At 65.4% G+C, this 16521-nt stretch carries 10 protein-coding genes; 7 read left to right on the forward strand and 3 right to left on the reverse strand.

What is annotated here, in order from left to right; all coding sequences use genetic code 11:
* Positions 1-86: 86 nt before the first annotated feature.
* Positions 87-1487: a M48 family metalloprotease gene (locus YU9_RS0107510; protein WP_027572245.1), complete on the reverse strand. Its 1401-nt coding sequence runs from the start codon at positions 1485-1487 to the stop codon at positions 87-89.
* A 193-nt stretch (positions 1488-1680) separates the two neighbouring features.
* On the opposite strand from YU9_RS0107510, the gene YU9_RS0107515 reads away from it, so the two are divergent.
* The 3 genes from YU9_RS0107515 to YU9_RS0107525 all read left to right on the forward strand — a co-directional run bounded on the left by YU9_RS0107515 (position 1681) and on the right by YU9_RS0107525 (position 4936).
* A complete protein-coding gene (locus tag YU9_RS0107515) occupies positions 1681-2868 on the forward strand; it encodes a pyridoxal phosphate-dependent aminotransferase (RefSeq protein WP_027572246.1) in 1188 nt (395 codons plus the stop codon).
* A gap of 90 nt (positions 2869-2958) precedes the next feature.
* On the forward strand, positions 2959-3516 hold the full coding sequence (locus YU9_RS0107520) for a biotin transporter BioY (RefSeq protein WP_027572247.1): 558 nt from the start codon (positions 2959-2961) through the stop codon (positions 3514-3516).
* An 85-nt stretch (positions 3517-3601) separates the two neighbouring features.
* Positions 3602-4936: a dicarboxylate/amino acid:cation symporter gene (locus tag YU9_RS0107525; RefSeq protein ID WP_027572248.1), complete on the forward strand. Its 1335-nt coding sequence runs from the start codon at positions 3602-3604 to the stop codon at positions 4934-4936.
* Positions 4937-5214: 278 nt separating this feature from the next.
* On the opposite strand, the gene YU9_RS0107530 is transcribed toward YU9_RS0107525, so the two are convergent.
* On the reverse strand, positions 5215-6447 hold the full coding sequence (locus YU9_RS0107530) for an FAD-binding oxidoreductase (RefSeq protein WP_027572249.1): 1233 nt from the start codon (positions 6445-6447) through the stop codon (positions 5215-5217).
* Positions 6448-6512: 65 nt separating this feature from the next.
* Complete coding sequence (locus YU9_RS0107535) at positions 6513-9620, reverse strand: Rne/Rng family ribonuclease (RefSeq protein WP_027572250.1); 3108 nt, start codon at positions 9618-9620, stop codon at positions 6513-6515.
* 705 nt (positions 9621-10325) lie between these two features.
* Here YU9_RS0107535 and YU9_RS0107540 point away from each other — a divergent pair.
* The 4 genes from YU9_RS0107540 (at position 10326) to YU9_RS0107555 (ending at position 16486) form a co-directional block, all read left to right on the forward strand.
* Positions 10326-11621, forward strand: a complete 1296-nt coding sequence (locus tag YU9_RS0107540; RefSeq protein ID WP_027572251.1) for an N-acetylmuramoyl-L-alanine amidase — start codon at positions 10326-10328, stop codon at positions 11619-11621.
* A 241-nt stretch (positions 11622-11862) separates the two neighbouring features.
* The gene (locus YU9_RS0107545; protein WP_027572252.1) at positions 11863-14367 is read left to right on the forward strand and encodes a penicillin-binding protein 1A; all 2505 of its coding nucleotides are present in this window, start codon (positions 11863-11865) and stop codon (positions 14365-14367) included.
* Positions 14368-14479: 112 nt separating this feature from the next.
* Positions 14480-15611 (forward strand): peptide chain release factor 2 gene (gene prfB / locus YU9_RS0107550; RefSeq protein WP_156951744.1). Its coding sequence is split into 2 segments (ribosomal slippage): positions 14480-14548 and positions 14550-15611, totalling 1131 coding nucleotides; the frame shifts between segments, so codons are not numbered across the junction.
* A 2-nt stretch (positions 15612-15613) separates the two neighbouring features.
* Complete coding sequence (locus YU9_RS0107555) at positions 15614-16486, forward strand: NAD(P)-dependent oxidoreductase (protein WP_027572254.1); 873 nt, start codon at positions 15614-15616, stop codon at positions 16484-16486.
* Positions 16487-16521 lie beyond the last annotated feature (35 nt).

Below are 16521 nucleotides of genomic sequence, written 5' to 3' on the forward strand. Positions count from 1 at the left end.
TTATTCAAAGCAGGTTTCGAGAAACGTCCCGGTGGACTTGAGCTCGGTGTCGTGACGTCGTGGTATCGGGCGTCGTTCGAGTTGCGTCAGTTGCGCGGCGGCTTCGCCGCCACGATGTCGTCGGCCTTGACCCATCCGGGTGTGCCGACGGCGAAACGGGTTTTCGCGCGCGTAGCAAGCTCGCGGGCGGTCTTGTTGTCGCCGCGCAGGTAAGCGGCCTGGGCCGAGGCGAGATCTGCCTCGGCATAGTCTCCCTTCCGGCCGTAGGCCATCGCGAGCTGGGTATAGCCGAGCGCCGCCTCGGGCTCTCGCGCCACCGCAGCGCGGAGAATCCGAACGGCTTCGTCCGTGTAGGCTTTATTATCGGTTCCAACCAGAGCCTGCCCAAGTAACATCTCGATGAGGGGGGCGTTGTTCGAGAGTGCGGCGGCCTTGCGCAGGGGAGCGACCGCTTCGGCCGGCTTGCCGCTTTCCAAGAGCGCCTGACCGCGCACCTCGTAGAAGTACGGGTTGTTCGGCTGAACCTGGATCAGCGCGTCGATCTGGGAGAGCGCGCTTCGCAAATCGCCATGCAGATAGGTGCTGATCGCGCGGGCATAGCGCGCCGGCAGGCTGTCGTTGGTTTGGGGATAGCGGCGGTACACCGTCTCCGGCCGCTCCATGAAGGCGGAGATCTTGGCGCGGACCATGTCGTGCCGGAGCTGAAGCGCGGGATCGTCCTTCTTGTTCCAATAAGGGCTGGAGCCGGCGAATTCCTGAAGCGCGGCGACGCGCTCGGCCGGCATCGGATGCGACTGGAGATAGGGATCGGCGCCGCGCGAAGCGAACAGGCTCTCGCTGGTGAAGCGCTTGAAGGTCTCGTACATGCCCTTCGGCGATTGCTGGGTCGCAGTCAGGAATTTCACGCCGGCGCGGTCGGCGTTCTCCTCCTGCTGGCGCTGGTAGGACAACAGCGTACGGCGGATCATCTCCTGCGGCGCAGCGATCGCGGCCGCGCCGGCATTGGCCAGACCATTGTTGCCGGCGCTCGAGCTGCGGGTGCTGCCGGCCGCGATCGCGCCGGCGCCGAGCAGCATCGCGATGATCATCTGAGTCTGAGCCGTGGCGAGCTGCTCGCGCAGCTTGGACAGATGGCCGCCTGCCAGATGCCCGGTCTCGTGCGCGAGCACGCCGATGATCTGGTTCGGCGTTTCCGACTGGAGGATCGCACCCCAATTGACGAAGATGCGGCGGCCGTCCGCGACGAATGCGTTGAACGAGCCGTCGTTGATGATCACCATCTGGATGTTCTGCTTCTCCAGGCCCGCGACGCGGAGGATCGGGCGCGTGTATTCGCGCAGCAGCTGCTCGGTCTCGGTATCGCGCAGGACCGGCGGCCCCTTGGCCTGTGCCCGCGCGGCCGAGAACGGCGTCAGCGCGATCGCCGTGGCCGTGACGAGGGCGGTGAGGGCGGAGGCCTTCTGGCGCAATGCGATCTGGAGCAACATCGAGCGGTCTGGGTCAAACGGTCTTGGTCAAGCAGTTTCGTGATTGGTTTTGGCGATTGGCGGCGGACCGGATACGCGATATGCCCTTGTAAGCCGTGCCCTTTATGAGCCGTACAATGCGGCCAGTCTGGGGCGCAAGCGCCCCGTTCTTGAGGACCGGACGGATCGGTCCGCCAGCGAATAGCAGAAATCGATGCACGATGCGACATTGAGGAACCGGTTGGGGCAGTGGCTTGAGCCCTCCCGCCGCAGCGATGTTCCCCCGTTCATGGTGATGGACGTCATGGCCGCGGCGGCCCGAATCGAGGCCGCAGGTGGTCATGTCATCCACATGGAGGTCGGCCAGCCCGCGGCCGGCGCGCCCAAGACCGCGATTGTGGCCGCCCATGCCGCGCTCGAGGCCGGGCGTATCGATTATACCTCCGCGCTTGGCATCCCCAGTTTGCGCGCGCGCATCGCGCGCCATTATCGCGATGCCCATGGTTGCGACGTCAGCCCTGAGCGGATCGTGGTGACGACCGGCTCCTCCGGCGGATTCATCCTGGCCTTCCTGTCGATGTTCGAGCCGGGCGACCGCGTCGCCGTGACGGTGCCGGGCTATCCGCCTTATCGCCACATCCTCACCGCGCTCGGTTGCGAGCCGGTGCTGATCGAGACCACCAATGACACGCGCCATGCGCTGACCGGCGAGGCGCTGCTCGCCGCCCATCGCAAGGGGCCGCTGAAGGGCGTGCTGGTCGGCAGCCCCGCCAATCCGACGGGCACGATGATGTCCCGCGAAGCGCTCGCCGGCCTCATTGCAGCCGCGGAAGACGCAGGCATCCGCTTCATCTCGGACGAGATCTATCACGGGCTCGATTATGCGTTTCCGGCGGTCACCGCGGCCGCGCTCTCCGAGCACGCAGTCGTGATCAACTCGTTCTCGAAGTATTTTTGCATGACGGGCTGGCGCGTCGGCTGGATGGTCGTGCCCGAGATCCTGGTGCGGCCGATCGAGCGGCTGCAGCAGAACCTCTCGATCTCGGTGCCGTCGCTGTCGCAGATCGCGGCAGAGGCTGCCTTCGACGGCGCGGCCGAGATGGAGGAGATCAAGCACGGCTACCAGGAAAACCGGCGCATCTTGATCGAGGGATTGCCGAAAGCGGGCCTTGCCAAGTTTCTGCCGGCCGATGGTGCATTTTATCTCTATGCCGACGTCTCGGACTTCACCTCCGACAGTTTCGAGTTCGCCAAGCAGATGCTGGAGCAGGCGCATGTTGCGGCAACGCCAGGCCTCGATTTCGATCCGATCCATGGCCGTTCATTCATACGGTTTTCCTATGCCCGCTCGCTCGATGAGATGCGGGAGGCAGTTGACCGGATCGCTCACTGGCTTAAATAGCCGCCAGTTTTCGATAGCCTTCCGGAGTTCAACTTGTCAGACCGTTCCGTACCGTCCGCCGCCGCCCCACATTCTTCTCTCGCCGCGTTGATGTGGCCGACCCGGCCGGGCGAAGCCGTCGGCGGCTTTCGCGCCTTCGTGCTGATCGCGCTCGGCACAGCGTTGATGGCGCTGTCAGCCAAGGTGAACTTGCCGCTGCCTTATGTGCCGATGACGCTGCAGACGCTGGTGGTGCTGATGATCGGCGCTGCCTATGGCTGGCGCCTTGGCAGCGCAACCATGATCGCTTACCTCGCGGAGGGCGCGATCGGGCTGCCGGTGTTCGCCGGTCCCGTGGGTGGGATCGCACCGCTGGTCGGCCCGACCGCGGGCTATCTCTTCGGCTTCGTGCTGGCCGCATTGATGACCGGCTGGCTCGCCGAGCGCGGCTGGGATCGCAACGTGACGCTGCTGTTTGCGGCGATGGCTGTGGGCCACATCGTCATTCTCGCGACCGGGTTCGGCTGGCTGGCATTCGGCCTTGGTCTCGGCGCCGCAAAGGCCTGGCAGGTCGGCATCGTTCCGTTCATTGCGGCCTCACTGGTCAAGAATGCGCTCGGCGCGACCCTGATGCCGGCGGCCCGCCGGATTGTCGAGCGTCGCGGGTAAAACGCGCCATCGCGCGCAGTTCCAATTGACAGGGCCGGCCAAGTTGATCTTGGCTGGCCCAGTGTTTTGAGGGGGAGTGAAACCGATGACGACGACAACGATGGCGGGGGCGCCGGTCGCGCCGCCTGTCGCCAAGCCGTGGTACAAAGTCCTCTACGTCCAGGTGCTGATCGCCATCGTGCTCGGCGCCATCGTCGGCTGGCTGTGGCCCTCGCTCGCTACCAACGAGTGGATCAAGGCGCTCGGCGACGGCTTCATCAAGCTGATCAAGATGGTGATCGCCCCGATCATCTTCTGCACCGTCGTCTCCGGCATCGCGCACATCCAGGACGCCAAGAAGGTCGGCCGCATCGGCGTCAAGGCGCTGGTCTATTTCGAGGTCGTCTCCACCTTCGCGCTGGTGATCGGCCTCATTGTCGGCAATCTCGTCAAGCCGGGCTCCGGCTTCGGCAATGCGGCGGCAAGTGCGGAGGCGGTTTCCAAGTTTGCGGACCAGGCCAAGGCGCAGAAGTCCGTCGACTTCGTGCTGCACATCATTCCGGACACCGTGGTCGGCGCCTTCGCGCAAGGTGAGATCCTTCAGGTGTTGCTGTTCGCGGTGCTGTTCGGCTTTGCCTTGATGAGCCTCGGTGAGCGTGGCCACACCATCCGCAGCTTCATCGACGACGCCGCGCACGCGGTGTTCGGCGTCATCTCGATCGTGATGCGCGCGGCGCCGATCGGCGCGTTCGGTGCGATGGCTTATACGATCGGCAAGTTCGGCACCGGCGCGATCCTCAATCTGCTCGGCTTGATCGCGACGTTCTACGTCACGGCTGCGCTGTTCGTGTTCGTCGTGCTCGGCCTCATCGCGCGCATGGCGGGGTTCTCGATCTTCAAGTTCCTCGCCTATATCAAGGACGAGCTGCTGATCGTGCTCGGCACCTCGTCGTCGGAAAGCGCGCTGCCGTCCTTGATGGAGAAGCTGGAGCGGCTCGGCTGCTCCAAGTCGGTGGTCGGCCTCGTCGTGCCCACGGGCTACTCGTTCAACCTCGACGGCACCAACATCTACATGACGCTGGCGACGTTGTTCATCGCGCAGGCGCTCGGCGTCGATCTCTCCTTCGGCCAGCAGATGACCATCCTGGTGGTGGCGATGCTGACCTCGAAGGGCGCCTCCGGCATCACCGGCGCGGGCTTCATCACGCTCGCGGCGACGCTCGCGGTGGTCGACCCGCGCCTCGTGCCGGGCATGGCGATCGTGCTCGGCATCGACAAGTTCATGAGCGAGTGCCGCGCGCTGACCAATCTGTGCGGCAACGGCGTCGCCTGCGTGATCGTCGCCTGGTGGGAAGGCGAGCTCGACCGCGACAAGCTCAACACCAACCTCACCAAGCAGATCGATCCGACCGACATGGAGACGGCGATCACCACGGACTGATCAAGATCTGACAGCGCAACGCGCTGTCAGATCTTGAAGCAACAGGGTTGGTCGAGATCCTCGATCAGCCCTTTTTCTTTGAGGCTAATGCGCGATGAGGCTTGATCGCTGCAACGACGGAGGTGCGCACCCTCTCCCGCTTGCGGGAGAGGGTGTTTCCGCAATGGGACAATCCCCTAGAGGAGACAGCCCTCACCCGGCGCTTCGCGCCGACCTCTCTCGCAAGCGGGAGAGGTGAACGAGCCGCGGCAATCGATTCAACCTAAAGCTATCGCGCTTTAGAACCGCTCGGGCCGGTATGGCGTCGGATCGACCGCCGGCGTCTCGCCGCTCATCATCTCCGCGAGCAGGCGTCCGGTCGCGGGGCCCAGCGTAAAGCCCTGGTGACCATGGCCGAAGTTCATCCAGAGGCCGGGGTGGCGCGGGGCGGGGCCGAGCACAGGCAGCATGTCGGGCGTGCAGGGCCTCGTGCCGAACCACGGATCTGGCTCGACCCCTTTGCCGAGGTCGATCAGCTCGCGTGCCGAGGCTTCGGCGCTGGCGAGCTGCACCGGTGTCGCGAGGGCGTCCGCGCCAGTCAATTCCGCGCCGGTGGTGATGCGGATTCCCTTGGCCATCGGGCCCATGGCGTAGCCACGGGCCTTGTCGACCAGCGGCAGGTCGAGCGACGCGCCGCCGCTATAATGCATGTGATAGCCGCGCTTGCGCACCAGCGGGATGCGATAGCCGAACTTGTACAACAGATCGGGCGACCACGGCCCGAGCGTCACGACGGCGTGGGGGGCATCGATGCGCCCCTGGTCGGTGTCGACCAACCAGCCGGTCGCGGTCTGTTGCAGCGACTGCGCATCGCCGAGCACGATCCTGCCGCCGAGACGCTCGAACAACTCGGCATAGGCTGTGACCAGCGCGCCGGGATCGGACACGGTCCAGGTGTCGAGCCAATGGATGGCTCCCGGGAGATCATCGCGCAGGATCGGCTCGGCCTTGGCAAGCTCGCTCCCCGACAGCACGCTAAAGTTCACGCCGAATTCGCGCTGATCTTCCTCCGCAGCCTTGATCGAGAGATCCAGTGAGGCGCGGTCGCGGTACAGCGCCCGGTAGCCGGCGCGGCGGACGAGATTGTCGGCATGCGCCTCGCGGATCAGGATGTCGTGCTCGGCCGTTGCGTAGGCGATCAGCCGTGCCCACGCCTCGATCGCCTCGCGATGCCGCTTCGGCGCCGAATGCCACCAGTAGCGGAGCAGGGGCTCGATGTGGAGATGGAGGGAGGAGAGGCTGTAGCGCACGTCGTTGGTGCGCCCGGTCGCGATCTTCAAGAGCGAAGCGAGATCGCGCGGCATCGGATAGGGCCGCACCGCTTCCGCCTGGATCATCCCGGCATTGCCGTAGCTGGTCTCGCGGCCCGGCTCCCTGCGATCGACCAGCGTGACCGACCAGCCGCGTTGCTGCAGATGCAGCGCGGCACCCACGCCCACCATGCCGCCGCCGAGAACGATCGCGCTTTGCATCGAAGCTGACCTCACCAAATCAAACCGCCCGGCTTGGCCGGGCGGTTTCAACTCCATTGTTCCCCTTACTCGCCGCCGCCGAAGCGGCGTGACCACCAGCCGGCACGGCGGGGGGCGGCCGGGGTTTCGCTTGCGGCCTCCGGCGCGGATTCGGGTGCCGGCACGGGCGCAGCAACCGGTTCGGTCGCTTGCGCCACCGGCGTTGCGGGCTCCGGCTGGCTGTTCAGCAGGAAGCTCACCTTTTCCCGGACGGTGGAGCGGCGCCGCGCGGCCTTGTCGCCGGCGGGCTCTTCTTCTGGCGTCGCGGTCGTGGCGGGAGCCGGCTCCGGCTGGGCCGGCGCCTCAGTCTGCAGCTCGGCGTGCGGCTCAGGCTGCGCGACCTGCGGCTCGGTGGTGTGCTCGGTCTGCGCGATCGAGGGCGCAGCCTCGTTGCTGAAACCGTCGAAATCGGCAACCGCGTCGGCAGCTTCCGGCGGCGGATTGGTGCCGAGTTCGTCGTTGATGGAACCGGCGAGACCTTCCTCGCCGCCACCGCGACGGCGGCGTCCACCGCGGCGACCACGCCGGCGCCGGCGCTCGCCGCTGCCCTGCTGCTCGCCACGGGCTGCTTGCTCCTCGCCTTCCTCGCCGTCCTGCTCGGACTCGGTCTCGTCTTCTTCACCGGCTGCCACGGCCGCTTCGGGCAGCGCGAGGGCGGCATCCTCGCGCAACTCACTCTCGCGCTGGCCACCGCGGCCGCGCCGGCGGCGACGGCGCTTGCGGCGCTGGCCGTCCTGCTCGGAGGCTGCCTCGCCTGCGGCCTGCTCGTCGGCAAGACCTTCGGTCTCGTCGGTCTCGACCTCGGATTCAGTCTCCAGGTCGAAGCCATCCTCGTCGTCATAGGCTTCTTCGGCCAGTGGCGGCGGGCTTGCAGCGGCTTGCGCAGCAAGCAGCGCCTTGGCGGCTTCGAGTGTATGCACCTGCTCGCCGCGGTCGATCACATAGGCCTGCGGGCCGCTGACGCTTGCGTCGGCGATCACCGACAGGGTGACCTTGAAGCCATTCTCGAGGTCGCGCAGATGGCCGCGCTTGTGGTTCAGCACATAGAGCGCAACGTCGGTGCGGGTGCGGACCACGAGATTGTGGGTCGCGCCCTTCATCAGGATCTCTTCGAGGCCGCGCAAGAGCTGCAGCGCCACGGAGGAGACCGAACGGACATGGCCGGTGCCGCCGCAATGCGGGCACGGATCGGTCGAGCTCTCGAGCACGCTGGCGCGGATGCGCTGGCGCGACATCTCCAAGAGGCCGAAATGCGAGATGCGGCCGACCTGGATGCGCGCGCGGTCCTGCCTGAGGCAATCGGATAGCTTGCGCTCGACCGCACGGTTGTTGCGCTTCTCGTCCATGTCGATGAAATCGATGACGATCAGGCCGGCGAGGTCGCGCAGGCGAAGCTGGCGGGCGACCTCTTCGGCCGCCTCCAGATTGGTCTTGAGCGCGGTGTCCTCGATATGGTGCTCGCGGGTCGATCGTCCCGAGTTGACGTCGATCGAGACCAGCGCCTCGGTCTGGTTGATCACGATATAGCCGCCGGAGCGCAGCTGCACGGTCGGCGAGAACATCGCATCGAGCTGGCTCTCGACGCCCATGCGCGAGAACAGCGGCTGGCCGTCGCGATACTGCTTCACCGCGCTGACATTGGCGGGCATCAGCATCTTCATGAAGTCGCGCGCTTCGCGGTAGCCGCCTTCGCCGGCGACCTGGATCTCGTCGATCTCCTTGTTGTAGAGGTCGCGCAGCGAGCGCTTGATCAGCGAGCCTTCCTCATAGACGAGGGTCGGGGCCTGCGACTTCAGCGTGAGGTCGCGCACCGTTTCCCACATCCGGATCAGATACTCGAAGTCGCGCTTGATCTCGGGCTTGGTGCGGGAGGCGCCTGCGGTGCGCAGGATGATGCCCATGCCCTCGGGCACGTCGAGATCCTGCACCACTTCCTTGAGGCGCGAACGATCCTGCGCGCTGGTGATCTTGCGGCTGATGCCGCCGCCGCGCGCCGTATTCGGCATCAGGACGGCATAGCGGCCAGCGAGCGAGAGGTAGGTCGTCAGCGCCGCGCCCTTGTTGCCACGCTCTTCCTTGACGACCTGCACCAGCATCACCTGGCGGCGCTTGATAACTTCCTGGATCTTGTACTGACGGCGCGGGCGGAAGGTGCGCTCCGGCACTTCCTCCAGCACGTCGTCGCCGCCGACGGATTCGACGACTTCCTCTTCGGCATCCTCGCCGTCCTCGTCTTCATCATCCTCGCCGGCCGCTTCCAGGGCATCGGCATGCGGCGCTTCAGTGCTCTCACCGGCTGCGTAAACGGGATCGGCCCGCTCGATGGCGGATGTCACGGCTTCCGCCAGAGGTTCTGCGTGCGCTTCGAAGGAGGCGGGAGTCTCGAACGTTGGGGCCTGCTGCGGTTCGGTCTCGGTTGCGACCACGGGCTCGGCGCCGACCGCAGCGACAGGCGCGGGCGTCTCATCGGCATGCTCATGGTCGTGATGATCGCGCTCACCCTCATGGCCGTCGGCGTCATGATCGTGAGCGTGATGGTGCTCATCATCATGGGCATGATGATGATCATCGTGATCATGTTCGCCATGATCGTGATCGTGGCCCTCGTGCTCGCCGTGACGCTCCGCGTCGGCGTGCAGATGCTCGCCCTCGTGCAGGGCACCCTCGGCATGCTCCGGCAGCGTCGCGCCCTCGACCGGCTGGGCGACGGGATCGGCGCCGGCGTCGAGGCCTTCGACGATATCGCTGCGCACGCGTTCGCCATGACCGCGGCGGCGGGCGTTGCGGTGGCGCGAACGGCGGCGGCCGTGCGAGCGATTCTCGCTCTCTTCCTCGGCCTCGCGATGGGCCTGCTCTTCGGCCTCGATCAGCGCCTGCCGATCGGCGACCGGGATCTGGTAGTAGTCGGGATGGATTTCGCTGAAGGCGAGGAAGCCGTGGCGGTTGCCGCCATATTCGACGAAGGCGGCCTGGAGCGAGGGTTCGACCCTTGTGACCTTGGCGAGGTAGATATTCCCGCGCAGTTGCTTGCGTTGCGCGGTCTCGAAATCAAACTCTTCGACGCGATTGCCGCGGACCACGACGACCCGGGTCTCTTCCGGGTGGGTGGCATCGATCAACATCTTGTTGGGCATGTCTTAACTCTTGGCGGCGGCGGACGCGATAAACCGTGGGCGCGTATGGCGCCGCCGGGTGACGCGACGGTCCACCTGATTCGGGGGTGAGGGGAAGGCCGAAACGCCGTCTCTCGCGCCTTGCCGAACCGGAAGCTTCAGGACCATTGCGACGCGCGGGATTGTCACTCCGCAGCGTCGCGAATGATCTTTCAGATTTCGTCGGCACAGTCTGGCGCATCAAGCGTCGGCCCGTATGAAACATTGGGCGGCGAGGCCGCCCTTCAATCAGTTGCTGCTGGCCAGGCACGGCGCGAGCGCGCTCGCCTTGGGGATCACGAACCGCTCCCTTGGGATCAAGGGACCGGGTAATGGGTTACGTCGCTGTCAGAACCGTCCCGGTAACGTGAGTGGTAACCCGAGACCGTCCGCCGCCGGGGCTTGACCCGCTTCACCTCGCTGCCGCGCACCGCGCTGGTCTTAGAGGGAAGCGGAAAACGCTGGAATTCCCAAACCTTGGGAGTTCCGGCGCTGCACCGGGAGGCTGAATGCGACACAACCGGAAATATCGGCCGTCAGCATTCCGTACATACGAGGAATGAGCCATCCGTGCAAGGGAGCGTCGCACGGCGGTCACAGTCGGCGAGTTTCGCAACTCCGTCATTAAGGAGCGATTAACCCTGTGGTTCTATTGCGTTAAGAGGGCTGCTCGGAGGCACGGAATCGGTGGCGAGCCGCACAAATCGACAGGTTTTGCTGGGAAGTGTGCTGCTGTGCATCGCGGCATTGCCGTGCGCTGATTCCTCGCGCCTCATTGCTGCGGAAAGCCAGCTGCAACCCGCTGTTGCGGCAGCGAATTTTCCAGTCGCCTCGGCCGCCCGGCTGGCCGGCGATGGCAAGCAGACCCGCTTCATCCTGGACCTCGACCAGACCGTCACCTTCCGCGCCGTCACGCTGGCCGACCCCTACCGTGTGGTGGTGGACGTGCCGCAAGTCAATTTTCAGCTGCCCGCCGGTACCGGAAGCGGGGGGCGGGGGCTGGTCAAGGCCTTCCGTTACGGGCTCGTCATGCCCGGTGGCTCGCGAATCGTGTTCGATCTGACCGGGCCGGCGAAGATCGCCAGTTCCTACGTGCTGGAGGCGGCCAACGGCCAACCGGCTCGGCTCGTGCTCGAGCTGGAGGAGGTCGATCGCACCGCCTTCGTGTCGTCGCTTGCCCCCGAAAGCCGTCCTGAACTGCGGCCCGCGATCGCGGCAGCGCCGCCTGCGACGGTTCCCAGCCCGACGGCTCCGGAAGCCGCGCAGCAGAAGGCCGATGGCCGTCCGGTGGTCGTGATCGATCCCGGCCATGGCGGCATCGACAACGGGACGCAATCCGGCGGCGAGAGCGAGAAGAACCTGGTGCTGGCTTTTGGCCTGGCGCTACGCGACAAGCTGGAGAAGGCAGGCAAGTACCGCGTGGTCATGACGCGGGACGACGACACCTTCATTCCCCTCAATGACCGCACCAAGATGGCTCGCAATCTCAAGGCGGCTTTGTTCGTCTCGATTCATGCCGATGCGCTGCCGCGTGCCGAGGGCGATGCGCAAGGCGCGACCATCTACACGCTCTCCGACAAGGCGTCCGACGCCGAAGCCCAGCGGCTCGCCGATGCAGAGAACCGGGCTGATGCGATCGCCGGCTTCAACCTCGCGGAGGAGCCGACCGACGTCGCCGACATCCTGATCGACCTCACGCAGCGGGAAACCCGCACCTTTTCAAACCGTTTTGCTCGCCTCTTGATGGGTGAAATGAAGCAGACGGTGCGGATGCACAAGCATCCCCTGAAGTCCGCCGGCTTCCGGGTCCTGAAGGCGCCCGATGTGCCCTCCGTGCTGGTCGAGATGGGCTATGTCTCCAACAAGGGAGACCTCGAGCACCTGGTCTCCGAAGGGTGGCGGTCGCGCGCCGTGGGCTCGATGGCACAGGCGATCGACGGATTTTTGACCAAGCGGATGGCCACAGCCGGGACGTCGAACTGAATGGGTTTGTCCCTCCCGCCCCAAAGGCCCTAGTTTGGCCACAGCGGACGCTTTATAAAAACCCCGCAGGGGGTTCCGGAATCGGCGAGAATCCTGTTCGGCAAGCGTCTTAAGTCCGGCATTGATGTGATTGCGTAAGCCGGCGAGTTCGCGACGTGAGGTTGGCGCCAGTTTGGGGTGCCAAGGGACCGATACTAGGCTGATACTGGGCTGATCCAGAGTTTGAACGGATAAACAGATAATGCGCTTGCTGGTGCGGTTCATGGGCTTCCTGTTCGCCGCGGGAACGGTGGTGTTCCTTGTCGGTGTCGGGGCCGTGGCAGGCCTGATCTGGCATTTCTCCAAGGACTTGCCAGACTACTCTCAGCTCCAGGATTACGAGCCGCCGGTGATGACGCGTGTGCACGCGGTCGACGGTTCGCTGCTCGGCGAATATGCCAAGGAGCGGCGGCTGTATCTACCGATCCAGGCGGTGCCCAAGCTCGTGATCAACGCGTTCCTGGCCGCCGAGGACAAGAATTTCTACGAGCATGGCGGCATCGACTACACCGGCATGGCCCGCGCCGGATTGCTCTACCTGCAGAACTACGGCTCCAACCGTCGTCCGCAGGGCGCTTCCACGATCACCCAGCAGGTCGCCAAGAACTTCCTGCTCACCAACGAGGTCTCCTTCGCCCGCAAGATCAAGGAAGCCTTGCTGGCGATGCGCATCGAGAAGACCTACTCGAAGGACAAGATCCTCGAGCTATACCTGAACGAAATCTATCTCGGCCTCGGCGCCTACGGCATCGCGGCTGCCTCGCTCGTCTATTTCGACAAGTCGGTGAACGAGCTGACGGTGGCGGAAGCGTCCTATCTGGCGGCGCTGCCGAAGATGCCGGCGACGTTGCATCCGGTCCGTAACCGCGACCGCGCCATCGAGCGCCGCAATTACGTCATCGACCGTCTCGTCGAGAACGGCTGGATCAAGCAGGTCGATGCCGACAAGGCGCGCAAGGAGCCGCTGGCGGTCACCAGCCGTTCCAACGGCGCCCACACTTTCGCTGGCGAATATTTCGCCGAGGAAGTCCGCCGCGACATCTTCGAGCGTTACGGCGAGAAGAAACTCTACGAGGGCGGCCTGTCGGTTCGCACCACGCTCGATCCGAAGATCCAGGTCATGGCGCGCAAGGCCATGGTCGCCGGCCTGGTGAACTATGACGAGCAGCAGGGCTATCGCGGCGCCATCAGCAAGCTCGATATTTCGGGCGACTGGGGCGTGAAGCTCGCGGAAATCAAATCGCTCTCCGACATCTCGCCATGGCGCATGGCGGTCGTGCTGGAGACCAGCGATCAATCGGCGCGCATCGGCTTTCAGCCCAGCCGCGAGCTTGGCGGCGCGGTGAGCAAGCAGCGCGAGACCGGCATCGTCACGGTCGACGGTGTGCGCTGGGCGCGGGCGGTGCAGGGCGGCGCAAAGGGCAAGACGCCGACGGCGGTGTCGCAGGTGCTTGCGCCCGGCGACGTGATCTATGCCGATCCGCTCTACACCAAGGAGGGACAGCCGGTCGAAGGTCAGTACCGGCTGCGCCAGATTCCCGAAGTGTCCGGCGCGATGGCGGTGATGGATCCCTGGACCGGCCGCGTGCTCGCGATGGTCGGCGGCTTCTCGTTCGACCAGAGCCAGTTCAACCGCGCCACGCAGGCCTACCGGCAGCCGGGATCGTCGTTCAAGCCGATCGTCTATTCGGCCGCGCTGGACAACGGCTACACGCCGTCGACCGTCGTGCTCGATGCTCCGATCGAAATCGACCAGGGCCAGGGCGCTGGCGTGTGGCGGCCGGAGAATTTCGATGCCGGCAAATATAACGGACCGATGACGCTGCGTAATGCGCTGCGGCTGTCGCGTAACACTGTGACGGTGCGCCTCGCGCAGGATATCGGCATGCCGCTGATTGGCGAGTATGCGAGGCGCTTCGGTGTCTATGACGAGTTGCCCAATTACCTGTCGTACTCCCTGGGCGCCGGCGAGACCACGGCGATGCGGATGGTCACAGCCTATTCGATGCTCGCCAATGGCGGCCGCCGGGTGAAGCCGACCCTGATCGACCGCATCCAGGACCGCTACGGCCACACCATCTTCAAGCACGACCAGCGCGAATGTCGCGGCTGCGACGCGCCTGGTGGCTGGAAGAACCAGCCCGAGCCGCAGCTGATCGACCGCCGCGAGCAGGTGCTGGATTCCATGACCGCCTACCAGATCACCGAGCTGTTGGAAGGCGTGGTCCAGGCCGGCACGGCAACGGTACTCAAGGACGTGGGCAAGCCCATCGCGGGCAAGACCGGCACCACCAACGAGGCCAAGGACGCCTGGTTCGTCGGCTATTCGCCGGACATCGCGGTCGCGGTCTATATGGGTTATGACAAGCCGCGTCCGCTCGGCAGAGGCAATGCGGCGACTGGCGGCCATCTCGCCGCGCCAATCGTGCGTGATTTCCTCAAGCTGGCGCTTGCCGACAAGCCCGCCGTGCCGTTCAAGGTGCCGGCCGGTATCAAGCTCGTGCGCGTCGTCGCCAAGACCGGCATGCGCGCCGGCCCCGGCGAGACCGGCGGAACCATCCTCGAAGCCTTCAAGCCGGGCACGGCGCCACCGGACAACTACGCGGTCATCGGCGTTGCCGATGCCGACGGGCGCATGCCGGCGTCGCAGCAGCAGCAGCCGGATTCCGGCTTCTTCATGCGGCCGGGCACCGGCGGGCTGTACTAACGCCTAGGACAAGACAGACGTTTGTCGCAGCGGCGGTTGCGCTTTGCAGCTGCCGCCGCTACATCCCATCTCGAATTGCACGCGGGCTAATTCCGCGAGACCAGAGAACAACATGCGCGCCGAAATCGAACGGTTGGTAGAAGAGATCAAGCAGTCAGTCGGGCTGCTGAGGAGGCATCTTTGACGTCGAGAAATCGACGGCGCGCCTCGCTGAGCTGAACAAGCTCGCAGAAGATCCCAACCTCTGGAACGATCCCCAGAAAGCCCAGAAGCTGATGCAGGAGCGCACCTCGCTGGAGGACGCGCTGTCGGGCATCGGCAAGGTCGAGCAGGAGCTCGAAGACGACATCGGCATGATCGAGCTCGGCGAGGCCGAGGGCGATGACGGTGTCGTTGCCGAAGCCGAAGCTGCGCTGAAGAACCTCAAGAAGGAAGTGGCGCGGCGCGAGCTCGAGGCGCTGCTGTCGGGCGAAGCCGACCGCTTCGATTCCTATCTCGAAGTCCATGCCGGCGCCGGCGGCACCGAGAGCCAGGACTGGGCGCAGATGCTGCTGCGCATGTACACGCGCTGGGCCGAAACCCACGGCTTCAAGGTCGAATATCTCGAAGAGTCCGAGGGCGAAGAGGCCGGCATCAAGTCGGCGACGATCCAGGTCTCCGGGCACAACGCCTATGGTTGGCTGAAGACCGAAGCGGGCGTGCATCGCCTGGTGCGCATTTCGCCGTTCGATTCCAACGCGCGGCGGCACACCTCGTTCTCGAGCGTGCAGGTCTTCCCCGTCATCGACGACAGCATCAAGATCGACATCAAGGAATCCGACGTCCGCACCGACACCATGCGTTCGGGCGGCGCCGGCGGCCAGCACGTCAACAAGACCGAATCCGCCGTGCGCCTGACGCACATTCCGACCGGCGTCGCCGTGGTCTGCCAGGCCGGGCGCTCCCAGCACAAGAACCGGGCGCAGGCCTGGGACATGCTGCGCGCGCGGCTTTACGAGATCGAGCTGAAGAAGCGCGAGGAGAAGGCCGCTGCCGATCAGGCTGCCAAGACCGACATCGGCTGGGGCCACCAGATCCGCTCCTACGTGCTGCAGCCCTATCAGATGGTGAAGGATCTGCGCACGGGCGTGCAGACCTCCGACACCTCGGGTGTGCTCAATGGCGAGCTCGACGACTTCATGGCGGCGACGCTGGCGCAGCGCGCGTTCGGCACAACTGCCGGCGACGTCGAGGACGTGGACTGATCATGGCCCGCGTCGCCTTCATCGGATTGGGGCGGATGGGCCATGGCATGGCCGGCCGCTATCTCGATGCCGGCTACACGGTGATGCTGTGGAATCGCAGCAAGACAAAAGCGGAAGACCTGATCGCGCGCGGTGCGCTCTGGGCGACCTCGCCTGAGGACGCTGCGATCGATGCCGACGCGATCGTGACCATGGTCGCCGACGACGAGGCCTCGCGCGCGGTCTGGCTGGGGCCGAACGGCGCGGCCAAGACCGCGAAGGCCGGCACCATCGCGATCGAGTGCTCCACCGTCTCCTATGACCACGCCCGCGAGATGGGCCGCGAGCTGAACGCGCGCGGGCTGATCTATATCGATTGCCCCGTGACGGGATTACCGGACGCGGCGGCCGCCGGGAAGCTGACGCTGCTGGCCGGCGCCGATGCGGCCGATCTCGAGCGTGCGCGGCCCTATCTCGAACCGATCGGCTCGACCATCCGCCATTTCGGCCCGGTCGGCGCCGGCACGGTCTACAAGCTCGTCAACAATCTCTTGGGCGCGATCCAGATCGCCGGTCTCGCCGAGGGGCTCGCGATCGCCGAGCAGGCTGGGCTCGACATGAACCTGGTGCTGGAGTCGATCCAGGCAGGCGTGGCCGCAAGCCCCCAGGTGCAGCGCCACTCCAAGCGCATGGTCGCCCGCGATTTCAGCGGCGCGACCTTCACGGCAGCGCTGCGGCACAAGGATGCCGCCTATGCGGTGAAGCTTGCCGAGAGCCTCTTGGCCGACAAGCCGCTGGTCGCACGCGCCGCGGTCGAGGCCTACGCGCAGGCGAGGGCGGCGATGCCAAATGATGATGAGGGGCGGATGATCGAGTTGGTGTCGCGGCCGAAATAAACTGATCGCGGATCTATTGCCGGAAATCGGGTGGG

Origin of the sequence: Bradyrhizobium sp. WSM1743 (assembly GCF_000473065.1) — a bacterium.
Lineage (GTDB): Bacteria > Pseudomonadota > Alphaproteobacteria > Rhizobiales > Xanthobacteraceae > Bradyrhizobium.

Coding starts and splice junctions, on each gene's coding strand:
- YU9_RS0107515 (WP_027572246.1), top strand. CDS start 1,681: ATGCACGATGCGACATTGAGGAACCGGTTGGGGCAGTGGCTTGAGCCC.
- YU9_RS0107510 (WP_027572245.1), bottom strand. CDS start 1,487: ATGTTGCTCCAGATCGCATTGCGCCAGAAGGCCTCCGCCCTCACCGCC.
- YU9_RS0107530 (WP_027572249.1), bottom strand. CDS start 6,447: ATGCAAAGCGCGATCGTTCTCGGCGGCGGCATGGTGGGCGTGGGTGCC.
- YU9_RS0107535 (WP_027572250.1), bottom strand. CDS start 9,620: ATGCCCAACAAGATGTTGATCGATGCCACCCACCCGGAAGAGACCCGG.
- YU9_RS0107520 (WP_027572247.1), top strand. CDS start 2,959: ATGTGGCCGACCCGGCCGGGCGAAGCCGTCGGCGGCTTTCGCGCCTTC.
- YU9_RS0107555 (WP_027572254.1), top strand. CDS start 15,614: ATGGCCCGCGTCGCCTTCATCGGATTGGGGCGGATGGGCCATGGCATG.
- YU9_RS0107545 (WP_027572252.1), top strand. CDS start 11,863: ATGCGCTTGCTGGTGCGGTTCATGGGCTTCCTGTTCGCCGCGGGAACG.
- YU9_RS0107525 (WP_027572248.1), top strand. CDS start 3,602: ATGACGACGACAACGATGGCGGGGGCGCCGGTCGCGCCGCCTGTCGCC.